Here is a 15,391-nt window from a genome sequence, read left to right on the forward strand (position 1 = left end):
TAGCCCTGCACCCCTGGACCGACAAGGCGCTGAGCCCTACGCTCTCGGCATGATCTGACTGTCCGTCAGTTGTGCTCGGTTACCAGGGGGCTTGGGACCATGACCGATACGCCACATCAGCTGGGCGCCTCGCGCACCCTGTGGGAACTCGTCACCCGACGCGCCGCGCTCACCGGGGAGCGGCCCGCGCTGCTCCAGGGCGAGCGCACACTCACCTTCGGCGCACTGCGCGAGCGCGCCGAACGGGTCGCGGCGGGGCTGTACGGGCTCGGGGTGCGCCCCGGCAGCGTCGTCGCCTGGCAACTGCCGACCCGGATCGAGACGGTGCTGCTCTCGGTGGCCCTGGCCAGGCTCGGCGCCGTACAGTCGCCGGTCATCCCGTTCTACCGCGACCGCGAGGTCGGCTTCGCGCTGCGCGCGTCGAAGGCGGAGTTCTTCGCCGTACCCGGCAGGTGGCGCGGCTTCGACCACGCGGCGATGGCCCACCGGATCGCACTGCAACTCCCGAACCCGGTCCTGGTCTTCGAGGCGTACGAGAGCCTGCCGGACGGCGACCCCTCGGTGCTGCCCCCGCCGCCCGCCGACGGCACCGCGGTCCGCTGGATCTACTGGACCTCAGGCACCACATCGGACCCCAAGGGCGTCCAGCACACAGACCGTTCACTGCTCGCGGGCGGCTCCTGCCTGGCGCACGCGCTCCACCTGGAACCCGACGACATCGGCTCGATCGCCTTCCCCTACGCGCACATCGGCGGCCCCGACTACCTGGTGATGCTGCTGCTTTACGGCTTCCCCGCCGTGCTCTTCGAGCACTTCGCACTGCCCGCCGCACTGGACGAGTACCGCAGGCACGGCGTCACGGTCGCGGGCGGATCAACGGCGTTCTACTCCATGTTCCTCAGCGCCCAGCGCGAGCGGCCCGCCGAGAAACTCATCCCCACCCTGCGACTGCTGGCGGGCGGCGGAGCGCCCAAGCCGCCGGAGATCTACCACGCGGTCGTACGCGAACTCGGCTGCCAACTGACCCACGGCTACGGCATGACCGAGGTCCCGATGATCACCATGGGGGCGCCCGACGACACCGCGGAGAACCTGGCCACCACCGAGGGCAGGCCGCCACCCGGCATGGAGATACGGATCACCGCCGACGACGGCAAGCCACTGCCGACCGGGGACGACGGCGAGGTGCGACTGCGCGGCGAGGCGGTCTGCCGCGGCTATCTGGAACCGGCCCAGAACGCCGAGGCCTTCGACACCGACGGCTTCCTGATCACCGGCGACCTCGGGCACCTCACCGCCGGCGGCCATCTGGTGCTCACCGGGCGGCTCAAGGACGTCATCATCCGCAAGGGCGAGAACATCTCGGCCAAGGAGATCGAGGACCTCCTCCACCAGCACCCCGACGTCGGGGACGCGGCGGTCGTCGGGCTGCCGGACCCGGCGCGCGGCGAGTTGGTGTGCGCCGTGATCGAACAGCCCCCGGGCGCCCGCCCTTTGACCCTGGAGGGGATCACCGCCCAACTGCGGGCGGCGGGACTGTCCGTGCACAAGCTGCCCGAACGTCTTGAGATCGTGGACGCGCTGCCGCGCAACGAGGCGCTGCGCAAGGTCCTCAAGTACAAGCTGCGCGAGCGGTACGCGCCGGACAGCCCGTAACGGCCCGTAACAGCCGCCGGGGCGTCACCGCCCCCGGGATTGAGGCGTCCCCGGGACTACGGGGTGTCCGGGACCGCCGTCGTGTAGTAGGCCGCGAAGCCGGCGAGGATCTGGTCCTCACTGATCAGCCCGTCGTCGTCCGTCTCCAGAGCGCCCGCGACCCGGCCCGCGATCCCGCTCTCGACACCCAGCACGCGCAGGACGCGTTCGGCGGCCTGCGGGGCGACGCCGGCGCTCTTGCCCTCGGCGGCGAGGGCGATCACGGCGTGCAGGAAGGGGCGGGCGATCTCGGCGAACCGCTTCGGGTTGTCCCGCAGACGCTTCACCGCGCCCGTGACGAACTCCTCGCGGGTGACCCGTTGGTCGCCGTCCACGTCGGCGATGCCGGCCATGCCCTGCCAGAAGGCCTCCGCCCCCATGTAGAGCGCCTGTCCCTTGTCGGAACGGGCCTTCGTGCCGAACTCTGCGAGCAGGGCCGCCGCCGCGGCACTGAAGTCCTCGCGGTCGATGTAGCCGTTGCCGTCCTGGTCGAAGGTGGCGAAACGGGCGGCCGTCTTGCGCTCGTACTCTGCGCTGTCCATATGCGGAGCGTACGACGTGGGCGGGTGGGCCGTGACCGGTTCTCGCATCGAACCTCCTCGGAACGGAGCGGAGCGGCTCGGAGGGCGACGGCTCAGGCGGAGAGCGCCTGCGCCTCGTCGTCGGCGGCCGTCTCGACATCCGGATAGACCTCGAACAGGCGGCGTACGCCCAGGGCGGCCAGCACCCGGTTGACGTGCGAGCCGTCCTCCGTGCCGTGGGCGGGCAGGATCAGCCGCAGATACCCGCCGCAGGAATGCATCAGCCGGCGGGCGGCGATGAGCACGCCGACGCCGCTGGAGTCGCAGAAGAAGACCTCGGAAAGATCGAGAACCACGCGGTGGCGGCCCTGGGCGACGGCATCGTGGACATGCTGGCGGACCGCTGGTGACGTCACCAGGTCCAGCTCCCCGGAGACATGGAGCACGGCCCAGGAGTTCTCGTCGGCCTCGATCACCTTCAGCGTCACGCGACTGGACCTTTCGTTCTACTGGCTGCTGGCTGCCGGCTGCTGCTTCGGGTCTCTTCTGCCGGCACGGGGTGCTGATGCGGAAGTAGCCCTTCCACCTCGCGGCTGCCCAACGTCTCTCCCCCGAAACACAACTACCTCAGAAGGACTGGATCATTATCATCCTGGGTCCGACAGAGGCGCACTTGCGCCAAAGGAGCGTGCGTTGTCGGTGGCCCGCACTACATTCGAAGGGAGTGACGCGGGGCACAGGGGCCGCCACGGGTACACGCACAGGGGCAGAGGGCTGGGGGCAACATGGCGAAGGACGCACCACCTCGCTGGGACCGCAGGATGCAGCAGCGGCTGACACACGGCGAGGCGGCGGCGCTCGGAGAGCTTTACGACCGGTTCGCCTCGCTCGTGCACAGCCTGGCCCATCGGGTGCTCAACGACGACGACGCGGCCGACCAGGTCACGCGTGAAGTCTTCTGCCATGTCTGGGAGCACCCGGACAGGTACGACCCCAAGCAGGGCTCGATGCGGGCCTGGGTGGCCAAGATCACACACCGGGAGGCCGTGGACCGACTGCGGCGGATCGGGGCGGCGGCCATAGCCGGGGGAAGCGACAGCACCACCGAGGAGCTGGAGCAGCAGGTCAGCAGAGCCTCGGCGGCAGCCCGCGCGGACTACATCGTGACGTCGATGCCCGCGCCGCTGCGGGCCGCACTGGAGCTCGCGTACTTCCAGCGCAGGGACTACCGGCAGACGGCCGCCGACCTGGGCGTCACCGAGGACGAAGCACGCCGCCGGCTACGGCTGGGCCTCCAGCTTCTGTCCACCGCCAACCCGCGCCCGCCAGGGGCGTCCGACTACGGGCAGGCGCGGTGACCGGGTCGCGCGGGCCCGGCGACGAGGACGGCCAGGAGTACGACGGGTACGGCCCCGACAGGCCCGAGGGGTGGCTCGGCAGGCAGGCTCCGCGCATACCGGGACCGCGAGCGGCCGCGGACGACCACGGCTCGCCGGGACCGCCGCCCCCGGCCGTCGCGCTGCCGCCGCCTGCACCGCAACCTCCACCGAGGCCTCCCGTACCGCCGCCTCCCGTGCCGCCGCCGTCCCACAAGGTGCTCAAGTCGCTGCTGGGCGCGTGGGCGTTGGCCGCGTGCTCCCCGGAGGAGACCAGGGCCGTCGAGGAGCATCTGACTGAGTGCGCCCCCTGCGCGGACGAGGCACTGCGGCTGCGCGACGCGGTCGGCCTGCTCCAGATCGAGCGCAGCCTGGACCTGGACCCGCTCCTGCGCAACCGGGTGCTCGACGGCTGCCTGGGCCGCCGCCCCGCGCGCGTCCCTGTCCCGAGCTGGGTCACGCCGTACGACGCGGAAACCGCGCGGCTCGACGCCCTGCTCAGGGACATCGGCGACGCGGAGTGGCACGCGCCGGTGCGGCTGCGGTGGTTCGAGGGCGAGGCGGCGGTGAGCCGCAAGACGACCGTCGCCGGGGTCATCGGGCACCTGATGACCGTCGACGGCCTGGTCGCGACGGCTCTCGGCCTCACCGACCCACTGGCGGACCCGCCGGCCCGGGTCGCCACCGGCATGGCCTCTCCGACCGCGCGCACCGAGCGGTACTGGCGCAGCTATGCCCGGCCGCCCACCCGCAGCGTCCGCGAGCCGTGGCGCGAGCAGAGCCACGACCTGATCCGCACGGCGTCCTTCGCGGGCCGTGGCGTATCCGAGCTCTCGGTGTCGTACGGCGCCTTCGGCCTGCCGCTGCGCGACGCGCTGCTCGACCGGGCCTTCGAGTGCTGGGTGCACGCAGGGGACATCGCGGAAGCGGTGGACTACCCCTACGAGCCCCCGGCCGCGGCCCATCTGAACCGCATGATCGACCTGGCGGCGCGCCTGCTGCCCGCGGCCCTCGCGGCCCGCCGCAGGGCGGGCCTGGCGTCCCCGTCGAGCCGTCTGGTGAAGGCGGGCTCACCCGGCCGCTCCCTGCACCTGGAGATCGAGGGCGCGGGTGGCGGCGACTGGTACATCGCCCTGGACTCCCCGGCGGCAGTCGGCTCCCCGGACCACCAGGTGGCCCATGTCGCCCTCGACGGCGTCGAGTTCTGCCAACTGACCTCGGGCCACGTCCCACCCCAGGACGCGGCGGCGGGCCAGCGCGGGGACCGGGACGCGATCAGGGACGTCCTCTTCACAGCAGCCTCCCTCAGCCGCCTCTAAAACAACCCCGCCGCACACCGGCCGGCCCCCGCACACCCGGCCGGACGGAGTCCGGCACAGCGCGCCGAAGCCTGCGCAGCAGCGCGAGGCACGCACGAAAAGGGGAGCCGCGGCGGCGGGCCAGCGCGGGGACCGGGACGCGATCAGGGACGTCCTCTTCACAGCAGCCTCCCTCAGCCGCCTCTAAAACAACCCCGCCGCACACCAGCCGGACCCCGCACACCCGGCCGGACGGAGTCCGGCACAGCGCGCCGAAGCCTGCGCAGCAGCGCGAGGCACGCACGGGGAAGGTGCCCGGCACAGCATGCCGAAGCCTGCGCGGCAGCCTCCATGAGGCGCGGGCTACGCGAAGATGACCGTGCGGCGGCCGTTCAGCAGGACCCGGTGTTCGCTGTGCCACTTCACCGCGCGCGCCAGCGCCTGGCACTCCACATCGCGGCCGATCGCCACCAGCTGCTCCGGCGTCACGCCGTGGCCCACCCGCTCGACCTCCTGCTCGATGATCGGGCCCTCGTCGAGGTCCGCCGTCACATAGTGCGCGGTCGCGCCGATCAGCTTCACACCGCGCGCGTGCGCCTGGTGGTAGGGCTTCGCGCCCTTGAAGCTCGGCAGGAACGAGTGGTGGATATTGATGATCCGGCCGTTCAACTGCTTGCACAGGTCGTCGGAGAGGACCTGCATGTAGCGGGCGAGGACGACCAGCTCGACGTGCTCGGCGCGGATCAGCTCAAGCAGCTGCGCCTCGGCCGCCGCCTTGTTCTCCCGCGTCACCGCGATGTGGTGGAAGGGGACGTCGTACGAGCCGACCAGTTCCGCGAAGTCCGTGTGGTTCGAGACGACCGCGGCGATCTCCACCGGCAGGGCGCCACTGCGCGAGCGGAACAGCAGGTCGTTCAGGCAGTGCCCGAACTTGCTGACCATCAGGACGATCCGCATCCGCTCCTCGGGCCGGTGGATCTGCCAGTCCATCCCGAAGGAGTCGCCCACCGCCGCGAAGCTGGCCCGCAGCTTCTCCACGGTCACCGGCGGCTTCGCCGAGAAGTGGACCCGCATGAAGAAGAGCCCCGTGTCGTGATCGCCGAACTGCTGGCTGTCCTCGATATTGCATCCGGTGATGAAGAGATAGCTCGACACGGCGTGCACAATGCCCTGTTTGTCCGGGCAGGACAGCGTCAGGACGTACTCGTCGGGCCGGTCGGACACGTCGGAAACGGGGGCAAAAACGGGGACGGGCTGCGTGGCGCTCATGACCCCAGAGGATTCCACACCAGGCACGGACCGGTCCGCCCCGGTCACCATGCGGATGGCACCCGACAGGGGACCCGCAGGCTCAGCCGGACCGAGTCATGCCGACCGGGTCAAGCCGCGCGGACCGGGATGCGCGGACCAGGATGCGCGGGTCAGGCCGCACGAGTCAGGATGCGCGAGTCAGGATGCGTATGACGTCCAGGGAGCGCGGCTCGACGTCCGGGTCCTCCCCGTCGTTCGCCGCCAGGCGTACGTGCGCCTCACGCGCCGCCCGCACCGCCTCCGGCCAGGCGTGATGCTCCAGATACGCCGACACCGGCGCGTCCGCCCCCACCTGGTGCATGATCTTCAGCACCCGCAGGACGGCGAGATCGACCAGCGACGCCTCTTGGGCGTCCCGGAAGATCGTGCCGATGTATTTCTCGGCCGACCAGTTGTCCAGCCAGGTGTCTTCGACCAGCCGGTACACGGCGTCGGTCACGTCCCCATAGCCCTCAAGACCGGCCAGCCAGCACTGCTGCTGGAAGGCGGGGTCGGAGAGCATGTGCAGCGCGGAACGCACATTCGTGCGCCAGCGCCACCACGGCATGTCATTGAGCGGCATGCCGCCCATGGTGGGGGAGCGACGGCCGCGACGGGAAGAGTTCACGGAACCTTGCACGATTACAGATCGTACGTTCCCTTGCGCGGCGGGCTTGCATCCCCCCGCAATTCACCTCAATGTCACTGAACGTTGTCCGGTACCCACTCCGCTGTTACCCAGGGGGCGGAAGTGTGCGTGCACATGACTGGACGGCAAGGCCCCTCCTCCCCCCGCCCACGCCCGACCAGGACCGCGACGCTCTTCGCCGCGTGTACAGCAGCGGCGGTCGGAGCGGCCTCACTGCTCGCCGGTTGCGGAGCACTCCCTGGGGCTTCGGGGGGTTCCAGGGCGCCCGTGACCGTGATGACGTGGGCGCCCGAGGGCACCAAGGCGACCAATATGCCCGGCATGCCCGCGATGGCGAAGGCGTACGCCCGCTGGGTCAACGAGAAGGGTGGCCTGGCGGGTCACGAACTCAAGGTCATCACCTGCAATGAGCGCAACACCACAGTCGGCGCGGCGGCCTGCGCGCGGCAGGCGGTACGGGCGGACGCGATCGCGGTCGTCGGCTCGTACAGCCAGCACGGCCGGGCCTTCATGGCACCGCTGGAGGTCGCGGGGATCCCGTACATCGGCGGCTTCGGCGCGTCCGACGAGGAGTTCGTCAGCCCGTTCTCGTACCCCGTCAACGGCGGCCAGGCGGCCCTGCTGGCCGGCAACGGCCGACAGCTCGCCCGCGCCTGCTCCCGTGTCGCCCTGGTACGGCCCGACACCATCGCGGGCGACGACCTGCCCGTGCTGCTCGGCTCGGGCCTCGCGGAGGGCGGCGGACGCCCGGCCACGGACGTCAGGGCGGCGGAGGACGCGAGCGACTACACGGCGGCGGCGCGCCAATCACTGAAGAGCGCACGGTCGGCCTCCCTCACCGGGGCCGGGAAGGGCTGCGTCACTGCGGTGCTGGGCGACCGCACGGAGACGTTCTTCGACTCGTTCCGGCGAGTGGAGTCCGAGACCGGCGGGAAGGTCGGCGTCGCGTCGGTGCTCGGCAGCGTCGCGCAGCCCCTCGTCGACCGCACGGGCGGCCGGAACGGCCCCTTCGAGGGGGCGTACGTCACGGGCTGGTACCCGGTGTCGAGCGACCCGCGGTGGGACCCGATGCGCAAGGTGATCCGCGAGCACGCGTTCGCGGACAACCGGATCGATCCGGCCGAGCCGGGCGTGCAGACCACGTGGATCGCTTACACCGTGCTGAAGGCGACGGTGGAGGCGATCGGGGGCGGCGACGAGGGGGACATCTCGGCGGCCGATGTCTTCCGGACCCTGAACCAGGACGATGGCGTACTGACCGGCGGGCTCACGCCCCGCCTCAGCTGGCGCTTCGAAGACATGCTGTCCTCGCGGGACTTCCCGCGGATCGTCAACCGGGACGTGACGTTCCAGGCGGTGCGGCAGGGGCGGCTGGTGCAGCTGAAGAAGGACTTCGTCGACGTGAGCGAAACGCTGGTACGGGCGCCTTCTGCGGGGTGAGGGGTGGGTTGCCTGCGGCGCTGTTCCCCTACCCGCCCCTTCCCGCTGTGACATTTTGCGGCTCCGCCGCAGGGCCTCACGCCCGAAGGGCGTCCGGGGGGGGCTGGGGGCTGGGGGCTTGCCCCCAGTTCTGGGAAGGGGCGGGTAGGGGAACAGCCCGCCGCAGGCGCCCCCACCCCGCCACTCCCTAAAGCTGCGTCGCGTCCCGCTTCGTCAACCCGTGCTTCTCAGCGATCGTGTTCCACATCCCGACCGCTTCCTTCTTCGCCTGGGACGCGTTGCCGCTCTCCCGATTGCCCGCTGCCTGCTGCGGGGTCGACCGGGCGTGGCCCTTCTTGCAGCCCTTCTTGCCCCCGACCTGGTTGGCCCAGACCGCGTAGTGGTTGTCGGCCGCGGCCGACGCCTTCCACGCGGTGGTGAGGGAGGACGACAACTGCCCGTGGTCCGGCAGCTTGTCGATGGTCAGACCCTGGAGCCGGGTCACCAGCCCATTGCGCTGCTTCGCCGCGGCGCGCAGATCGCTCGCCGCCTTGGGCAGGTTCTCGCAGGTCCTGATCGCGGCGACCGCGCTGATCACGGACTCACGGCTGTTGTTGCTGTCGGCGAGTAGCGCGTCGAGCGACTCGGCCTGCGGCCTGGCCGGATCCTCGGCGGCCTTCGGCGAGTTGGCGTCCCCCGGGGTACTCGCCGCGGCGACGGGCTGATCACCCTTGGACTTCTCCTCGTCGCCCCCGCTCATCAGCCACCCCGCCCCGAGCCCGACGATCGCGCAGCCGACGACGACGGCGGCGATCAGCGGCGCGGGTGAGGAACGCCGACGCGGCGCCGCGGGCTCCGAATAGGCGGTCGGGGCGGCTTGGGCGGCCGGCGCGCCGTGCGCGGCTGCGTTGCGGCGCGCGGCCCTCCCCTGCGGCGGCTGCCCGAACTGCGGCTGCCCCGGCGCTTGGTGTCCGGGCTGACCCTGCCCGGCCTGCTGCTGCGCCTCGAAGCGCGGCATCTGCTGCGTGGAGTCCGGAGCTTCGGGCGCGGCATCGGCCCGAAAGAGGCTGTCGAACTCGGCGGGCGGCTGCCGGTCCTCGGGCGCGCCGGGCCTGATGCCGAACGGGGCGCCGGGCGGCGGGGTGGGCGGGCTCTGCCCGGCGGGCACGGGCGGCAGGAACTGCGTGGACTCCGCGTCGGCGCCCGCCATGGGCGCGGGGGTCGCGGGCATGTCCTGCCTGTACCCCAGGAACTGGGTGGATTCCGCGGGGTTCTCGGGCGGCAGCGCGCCGGGCCCGACGGGGGCGACCGGAGGGACGTACGCCGCTATGTACTGCGTGGCGTCGGCATCGCCGCCCGCTCCGGCGTTCTCCGGCGGCAGGGGCTGCGCGTACGCCTGCGGCCGGCCCTGACCCTGGTCCTGCCCCTGGTCCTGGGAGTACGCCGGGGGCTGCTGCTCGTGCGCGGGCGGGTACTGCTGCCCCCAGGCCTGCCCGGGGTACTGCGGCTGCTGCTGTGACTGCGGCTGCTGATAGGGCTGTTGTGCCTGCGGCGGCGGCGACTGCCCCGGATACGGCTGCATCTGGTGCTGCGCATGCTGCGGCACCTGCTGGCCGGGCATCGGCCCCTGACCCTGCTGCGGCATCTGCTGCTGCGGCGGCAGTTGCCCCTGCGCCTCATGCTGCCCGTGCTGCCCCTGCTGCCCGTACTGCGCCTGCTGCGTCTGCTGTCCGTACTGCCCCTGCGGCACCTGCGGCACCTGCTGGAGCGGCTCCATGGGGCGCGGCGCCTGCCGGCCCGGCTGCTGCGGTAGCTGCCCCTGCGGGGGCTGCTGCTGCGCCGGCTCGGACTGGGGGCCCCAGGGCTGTCCCCACGGCTGTCCACCCGTCGGAGTGGCCTGCTCGCCGGAGGCCGCGGCCCCGGGGATCCAGGGCCCGCTGCCATCGGCGGGCAGCACGACACCTTCGTGCGCGGGCGGCTGCGCAGCGGGAAGCCGCGACTCGTCACCCTGTCCGCTCTGTGTCACCGGGAACTCCTACGTGTGAACGTGCGTGTGGAAATGCTGGGGTTTGACGTGTGGACCTACGGCACCGTCGGTTCACGCTACCGGGTGACAACACGCCTCTGCCACGTACCCACTCTCCCCACACATCCACGCGGGTGGCCAGTAACACCCAGCGCCCCCGGGGCGCTGTTGTGGCCCACCCGCACGTCAGGTGCCCCGGGGTGTCGCTCGTATCAGGTCGGGCGCCGTCCCTACGCGGCCTGAATCTCCATCCGGGCACCGAATTCCCGCACCGAGGGCTCGTCGCGGAACGGATCCAGCCGGAGCTGGAAGTCCTCCAGGTACTCCGCGCCCCGGTTCGACCGCAGCGTGCCGAGGAGCTCCACCGCGCGCGTGCCCGTGTGGCAGGCCTGCTCGACCTCGCGCTGCTGGACCTGCGCCGTGGCCAGCAGGACCAGGCCGATCGCCCGGCGCCGCGCCCGCGAGTCCGGGTGGCCGTCCAGCGCCTCCTGGGCCCGCCGTCCCGCCGCCTCCGCCTGGCCGAGGTCGCGGTGGCAGTGCGCCAACTCGTCGGCCAGGTACGCGTGGTCGAAGTGCTGGATCCACACCGGGTCGTCGCCCGTGTCGCCCTCGTCCTGCGCCCGCTCCATCGCGCCGAGCGCCTTGCCCGCCACCATGTTGCAGGACTGCGCGTCGCCGAGCAGTGCGTGCCCGCGCGCCTCCGCCGCCCAGAACATGGCCTCCGCCCGCGGGGTGACCCGCCCCCGCGCGCCCTCCTGCGCGGCCCGCGCCAGCTGCGCGATCTCCCGCGGAGTGCCGAGCTGCGCCGCCAGGTGGCTCATGGACGCGGCCAGTACGTACCCGCCGTAGCCGCGGTCCCCCGCCGCCTGGGCGAGCCGCAGCGCCTGGATGTAGTAGCGCTGGGCGAGCCCCGGCTGGCCGGTGTCGACGGCCATGTACCCGGCGAGCTCGGTGAGCCGCGCCACCGCCGCGAACAGCGACCGCCCGACGGATTCGCGGTACGAGCCGGACAGCAGCCCGGACACCACGCTGTTGAGGTAGTGCACGACGATCGGCCGTACGTGCCCACTGCCGAAGCGGTGGTCCAGCTCCACGAGGGCGCTGGTGGTCGCCCGTACCGCCTCCACGTCGGACGCGCCGACCCGGCCGCCGCCGGCGGTCCTGGCCACCTGGGTGTCCGCGCCCGTGATCAGCCAGTCGCGGCTCGGCTCGACCAGCGCCGAGGCGGCGACCGTGGAGCCCGACAGGAAGTCGCGGCGGCCCACGTCGCTGCGCCACAGCTCGCAGACCTGCTCGATCGCGCCCAGCACCGTCGGCGAGAACTGGAGACCGATCCCGGAGGCCAGATTCTTGCCGTTGGCCATGCCGATCTCGTCGATCGTCACCGTGCGGCCGAGTTTGCGCCCGATCGCTTCCGCGATGATGCCGGGCGCCCTGCCGCGCGGCTGCTGACCGCGCAGCCAACGGGCCACCGATGTCTTGTCGTACCGCAGGTCGAACCCGTGTTCGGCGCCGCACATATTGACGCGCCGGGCCAGTCCCGCGTTGGAGCACCCGGCTTCCTGAATGAGCGCCTGCAACCGTTCGTTCGGCTGGCGGGCGACGAGAGGCCTGGCTGCCATGACTACCCCCTGGTGCCGCAGTGATCAGTGAAGTGATCAGCGAGTCGACCACCGATCACTGCTGATCAATGCCCGGCAGATATACAGAGAATGCGGAATATGCCGGAAGACAGTGGGATTGACGGTAATTTGACCGGCATTCCCGGGCTCCCCTCTCTTGCTACCCGCGCACCGCCCCGCAGCCTCATGCGCGCCCCCGCCCATGCCTCCATGCGCCCCGCGTGCAGGATCGATGCTCCTCTGCCGGTACGGGCCCGCCCGTAACCCGAGGTGATGCCGGGAGTTGAGCTGTCCGTGGAAGAGACCATCGGAGTCACGGACGCCGCCCAGATCCCCAAGCAGCGCGGCGATCAACTGCTCGACAGCGCCGTGCGTTACGCGGAAGAACGGCACTGGGACGTGTTCCCCGGCACCTGGCTGGAGGCGCACGAGGGGGTGGAACGCTGCTCGTGCGGTGCCGCCTGCGACTTGCCGGGCGCGCACCATGCCCGCCCCGACTGGGCGGAGCAGGCGACAGGCAGCGTCACGGTGGCGCGTCGGCTGTGGTCGAAACAGCCCAAGGCGTCGATCCTGCTGCCCACCGGGCGCACTTTCGACGCCCTCGACGTACCCGAGTCCGCCGGGTTCTTGGCGCTGGCCAGGATGGAGCGCATGGAGCTGACACTCGGCCCGGTCACCTGCACCCCCGACCGCCGGATGGTGTTCTTCGTGCTGCCCGGAGCGGGCGCCAAGGTGCCTGATCTGGTACGGAAACTGGGCTGGGCGCCGACCTCGATCGACCTGGTCGCGCGGGGCGAGGGCGACTACGTCGCGGCGCCGCCGACCCGGCTCGGCGGCATGGGCGCGGTGCAGTGGGCGCGCCGCCCCACGCCTGCCAACCGGTGGCTGCCGGACGCGGAGGAGCTGATCAGTCCGCTGGCCTACGCCTGCGGACGCGAGGCAGCCGCGGAGCGCGCACGCCGACCGTAGGGTGTCCCCCGTAGGACGGGGACACCGAGAGGCTGTGCGACATGCCGGACCAGGCAGCGGGGACACAAGAGGCGGGCGGAGCGCATGGTGCGCCGCCCGCCGCTGTACGTGTGGAGGGCCTGTGGAAACGCTTCGGCGAGCAGGTCGCCGTCGCGGGCATCGATCTGGAGCTGCCCGCCGGCCAGTTCATCGGCCTGGTCGGGCCGAACGGTGCGGGCAAGACCACCACCCTGTCGATGGTGACCGGCCTGCTCCGCCCCGACCAGGGGACCGTCCTGGTCGGCGGGCACGACGTGTGGCGGGACCCGGTCGCGGTCAAGGCACGGATCGGCGTACTGCCTGAAGGGCTGCGGCTCTTCGAGCGGCTGTCGGGGCGCGAGCTGCTCGCCTACACCGGGCGGTTGCGCGGGATGCCGGGCGACGAGGTCGACAAACGGGCCACGCAGCTCCTCGACGTCCTGGATCTGGCGGGCGCGCAGCACAAGCTGGTGGTCGACTACTCGACCGGCATGCGCAAAAAGATCGGTTTGGCGACGGCGCTGCTCCACAACCCCGAAATCCTTTTCCTGGACGAGCCGTTCGAGGGCGTCGACCCGGTCTCGGCGCAGACGATCCGCGGTGTGCTTGAGCGCTATACGGGCTCGGGCGCGACGGTCGTCTTCTCCAGCCATGTGATGGAGCTCGTCGAGTCGCTGTGCGACTGGGTCGCAGTGATGGCCGCGGGCCGCATCCGCGCTCAGGGCACGCTGGCGGAGGTACGGGGCGATGCGCCCACCCTCCAGAGCGCCTTCCTCGAACTGGTCGGCGCGAACGAACGCGCGGCCGGGCAGAACCTGCACTGGCTGGGCGGCGGCGCCCGATGACCGCGGACGCGCCCCCCGCGACCGCTGCCACCGATGCCGCCGTCCGGGTCCCGGGGATCACTTCGGTTTTCGTACGGCTCAAACTCGCCCTGCTGCGCAACGGGCTGCGGCAGTCCGCCAAGCGCAAGGCCGCGTACATCACCTCCGGTGTGGTCGCGTTGCTCTTCGCGGCGCTCCAGCTGGTCGGGCTGATCGCGCTGCGCGGCAATGACCACGCGGCGACGGTCGTGGTGGTGCTTGCCGCGGTGCTGGGGCTCGGCTGGGCCGTGATGCCGCTGTTCTTCCCCAGCGGCGACGAGACGCTCGACCCGACCAGGCTGGTGATGCTGCCGCTGCGGCCCCGGCCGCTGGTGCGGGCGCTGCTGGCGGCTTCGCTCGTGGGGATCGGGCCGCTGTTCACGTTCTGTCTGGCGCTCGGTTCGGTGATCGCGGTGGCGCACGGAGCCGCGGCGGCCGTCGTCGGGGTCTTCGCCGTGGCACTGACGCTGCTGCTGTGCGTGGCGCTGGCGCGGGCCGTCGCCAGCGCCAATGTCCGGCTGCTGACCAGCCGCAAGGGCCGCGACCTGGCCGTGCTGAGCGGCCTGGTGATCGCGGTCGGCATCCAGGTGGTGAACTTCGGCGCGCAGCGGCTCAGCAGCGCGGGCGGCCTCGACCGGCTCGACCCGGTCGCGGACGTGCTGAGCTGGCTGCCGCCCGCGTCGGCGATCGGCGCGGTGGACGCGGTGAGCGACGGGGCGTACGTCAGGGGCGCGGCCCAGCTGCTGCTCTCCGCCGCGGCCCTGGTGGCGCTGCTGTGGTCCTGGGAGCGCAGCCTGGTGAAGCTGATGACGTCCCCGGACGGCTCGACGCTCCAGGCCTCGGAGCCGGCCCGCAAGGAGTCCTCGGCCGGGCTCGGCGGGCGGTTCCTGCCCGAGGGGCGCACGGGCACGGTGATCCTGCGCAGCCTGCGGTACGTGTGGCGGGACCCGAAGACCAAGGCTGCGTGGGTGACTTCGCTGGCGATCGGGCTGATCGTGCCGGTGTTCAACGCGATCCAGGGCTCCGGCACGATCTACTTCGCGTGCTTCGCGGCGGGGATGCTCGGCATCCAGATGTACAACCAGTTCGGCCAGGACACCTCGGCCTTCTGGATGGTCGCGATGACGATCTCCACGACGCGCGACGCGTACGCCGAGCTGCGTGCGCGGGCGCTGGCGCTGCTGGTGATCACGCTGCCGTACAGCGCGCTGGTCACCGTGGTCACCGCGGCCCTGGTGGACAACTGGGCGGCGCTGCCGGAGGCGCTGGGTCTGTCGTTCGGACTCCTTGGCGCGATGCTGGCGACGGGCGCGGTGGCCTCGGCGCGCTTCCCGTACTCGATCCCGCAGGAGAGCGCCCACAAGAACGTCGCCCCGGGGCAGGCGGGCCTGGCCTGGATCTCCATCCTCGGCGGCATGATCGCGGCGGCCCTGCTGTGCGCGCCGCTGCTCACGCTGACGATCTGGCTGCATGTGGCGGGCGCGCAGGGCTGGTCGTGGATCGTACTGCCGCTGGGTGCGGCGTACGGCGCGCTGATCTCCTGGGCGGGGATCCGCGTCGCGGCCCCGCAGACGGCGGCGCGGCTGCCGGAGATCCTGGCGGCGGTCAGCAAGGGCTGACCGCGACGGCGGCACAAGCTCATCCG

13 protein-coding genes are annotated in these 15,391 nt (G+C 71.8%); 7 read left to right on the top strand and 6 right to left on the bottom strand.

The window, feature by feature from the left end:
* Positions 1-99: 99 nt before the first annotated feature.
* Positions 100-1,656, top strand: coding sequence for a class I adenylate-forming enzyme family protein (locus ABCR94_RS01055; protein ID WP_347117041.1), 1,557 nt, complete (start codon positions 100-102; stop codon positions 1,654-1,656).
* Positions 1,657-1,712: 56 nt separating this feature from the next.
* Here the strand turns inward: ABCR94_RS01055 and ABCR94_RS01060 are convergent, their stop codons facing one another.
* Both ABCR94_RS01060 and ABCR94_RS01065 read right to left on the bottom strand, forming a co-directional pair.
* Positions 1,713-2,237, bottom strand: coding sequence for an EF-hand domain-containing protein (locus tag ABCR94_RS01060; protein WP_347117042.1), 525 nt, complete (start codon positions 2,235-2,237; stop codon positions 1,713-1,715).
* 92 nt (positions 2,238-2,329) lie between these two features.
* Complete coding sequence (locus ABCR94_RS01065) at positions 2,330-2,704, bottom strand: STAS domain-containing protein (RefSeq protein WP_347117043.1); 375 nt, start codon at positions 2,702-2,704, stop codon at positions 2,330-2,332.
* A 297-nt stretch (positions 2,705-3,001) separates the two neighbouring features.
* Between ABCR94_RS01065 and ABCR94_RS01070 the strand changes: the two genes are divergently transcribed.
* On the top strand, positions 3,002-3,574 hold the full coding sequence (locus tag ABCR94_RS01070; protein ID WP_347117044.1) for a sigma-70 family RNA polymerase sigma factor: 573 nt from the start codon (positions 3,002-3,004) through the stop codon (positions 3,572-3,574).
* Positions 3,571-4,911: a zf-HC2 domain-containing protein gene (locus ABCR94_RS01075; protein WP_521975922.1), complete on the top strand. Its 1,341-nt coding sequence runs from the start codon at positions 3,571-3,573 to the stop codon at positions 4,909-4,911. The genes ABCR94_RS01070 and ABCR94_RS01075 overlap by 4 nt, the downstream gene beginning before the upstream one ends.
* A 342-nt stretch (positions 4,912-5,253) precedes the next feature.
* Here ABCR94_RS01075 and purU read toward each other — a convergent pair whose 3' ends face one another.
* Positions 5,254-6,159: a formyltetrahydrofolate deformylase gene (gene purU, locus ABCR94_RS01080; RefSeq protein WP_347117045.1), complete on the bottom strand. Its 906-nt coding sequence runs from the start codon at positions 6,157-6,159 to the stop codon at positions 5,254-5,256.
* Positions 6,160-6,325: 166 nt separating this feature from the next.
* A complete protein-coding gene (locus tag ABCR94_RS01085; protein ID WP_347118410.1) occupies positions 6,326-6,772 on the bottom strand; it encodes an SCO4402 family protein in 447 nt (148 codons plus the stop codon).
* Positions 6,773-6,943: 171 nt separating this feature from the next.
* Here ABCR94_RS01085 and ABCR94_RS01090 point away from each other — a divergent pair, with 171 nt between their 5' ends.
* The gene (locus tag ABCR94_RS01090; protein ID WP_347117046.1) at positions 6,944-8,269 is read left to right on the top strand and encodes an ABC transporter substrate-binding protein; all 1,326 of its coding nucleotides are present in this window, start codon (positions 6,944-6,946) and stop codon (positions 8,267-8,269) included.
* A gap of 187 nt (positions 8,270-8,456) precedes the next feature.
* Here the strand turns inward: ABCR94_RS01090 and ABCR94_RS01095 are convergent, their stop codons facing one another.
* Both ABCR94_RS01095 and ABCR94_RS01100 read right to left on the bottom strand, forming a co-directional pair.
* Complete coding sequence (locus ABCR94_RS01095; RefSeq protein WP_347117047.1) at positions 8,457-10,274, bottom strand: hypothetical protein; 1,818 nt, start codon at positions 10,272-10,274, stop codon at positions 8,457-8,459.
* A 230-nt stretch (positions 10,275-10,504) separates the two neighbouring features.
* Positions 10,505-11,896, bottom strand: coding sequence for an NsdA family TPR-like regulatory protein (locus ABCR94_RS01100; RefSeq protein ID WP_347117048.1), 1,392 nt, complete (start codon positions 11,894-11,896; stop codon positions 10,505-10,507).
* Positions 11,897-12,169: 273 nt separating this feature from the next.
* On the opposite strand from ABCR94_RS01100, the gene ABCR94_RS01105 reads away from it, so the two are divergent.
* Genes ABCR94_RS01105 through ABCR94_RS01115 form a run of 3 tightly spaced genes read left to right on the top strand, consistent with a single transcriptional unit; the run spans position 12,170 to position 15,365 of the window.
* Positions 12,170-12,865 (top strand): bifunctional DNA primase/polymerase, encoded by a 696-nt coding sequence (locus ABCR94_RS01105; protein WP_347117049.1) that lies wholly within the window; start codon positions 12,170-12,172, stop codon positions 12,863-12,865.
* A gap of 41 nt (positions 12,866-12,906) precedes the next feature.
* Positions 12,907-13,728 (top strand): ABC transporter ATP-binding protein, encoded by an 822-nt coding sequence (locus tag ABCR94_RS01110; RefSeq protein ID WP_347117050.1) that lies wholly within the window; start codon positions 12,907-12,909, stop codon positions 13,726-13,728.
* Positions 13,725-15,365 carry a transporter gene (locus ABCR94_RS01115; RefSeq protein ID WP_347117051.1) on the top strand — a complete coding sequence of 547 codons (1,641 nt, stop codon included), beginning with the start codon at positions 13,725-13,727 and terminating at the stop codon, positions 15,363-15,365. Before ABCR94_RS01110 ends, ABCR94_RS01115 begins: the two co-directional genes overlap by 4 nt.
* Positions 15,366-15,391 lie beyond the last annotated feature (26 nt).

It is taken from the genome of Streptomyces changchenzhani (assembly GCF_039766235.1).
Classification (GTDB): domain Bacteria; phylum Actinomycetota; class Actinomycetes; order Streptomycetales; family Streptomycetaceae; genus Streptomyces.

What these genes read in the sequence shown, in the direction of transcription:
- ABCR94_RS01055 (WP_347117041.1), top strand. Translation starts at nt 100, where the DNA reads ATGACCGATACGCCACATCAGCTGGGCGCCTCGCGCACCCTGTGGGAA.
- ABCR94_RS01060 (WP_347117042.1), bottom strand. Translation starts at nt 2,237, where the DNA reads ATGGACAGCGCAGAGTACGAGCGCAAGACGGCCGCCCGTTTCGCCACC.
- ABCR94_RS01070 (WP_347117044.1), top strand. Translation starts at nt 3,002, where the DNA reads ATGGCGAAGGACGCACCACCTCGCTGGGACCGCAGGATGCAGCAGCGG.
- purU (WP_347117045.1), bottom strand. Translation starts at nt 6,159, where the DNA reads ATGAGCGCCACGCAGCCCGTCCCCGTTTTTGCCCCCGTTTCCGACGTG.
- ABCR94_RS01085 (WP_347118410.1), bottom strand. Translation starts at nt 6,772, where the DNA reads ATGGGCGGCATGCCGCTCAATGACATGCCGTGGTGGCGCTGGCGCACG.
- ABCR94_RS01090 (WP_347117046.1), top strand. Translation starts at nt 6,944, where the DNA reads ATGACTGGACGGCAAGGCCCCTCCTCCCCCCGCCCACGCCCGACCAGG.
- ABCR94_RS01100 (WP_347117048.1), bottom strand. Translation starts at nt 11,896, where the DNA reads ATGGCAGCCAGGCCTCTCGTCGCCCGCCAGCCGAACGAACGGTTGCAG.
- ABCR94_RS01105 (WP_347117049.1), top strand. Translation starts at nt 12,170, where the DNA reads ATGCCGGGAGTTGAGCTGTCCGTGGAAGAGACCATCGGAGTCACGGAC.
- ABCR94_RS01110 (WP_347117050.1), top strand. Translation starts at nt 12,907, where the DNA reads ATGCCGGACCAGGCAGCGGGGACACAAGAGGCGGGCGGAGCGCATGGT.
- ABCR94_RS01115 (WP_347117051.1), top strand. Translation starts at nt 13,725, where the DNA reads ATGACCGCGGACGCGCCCCCCGCGACCGCTGCCACCGATGCCGCCGTC.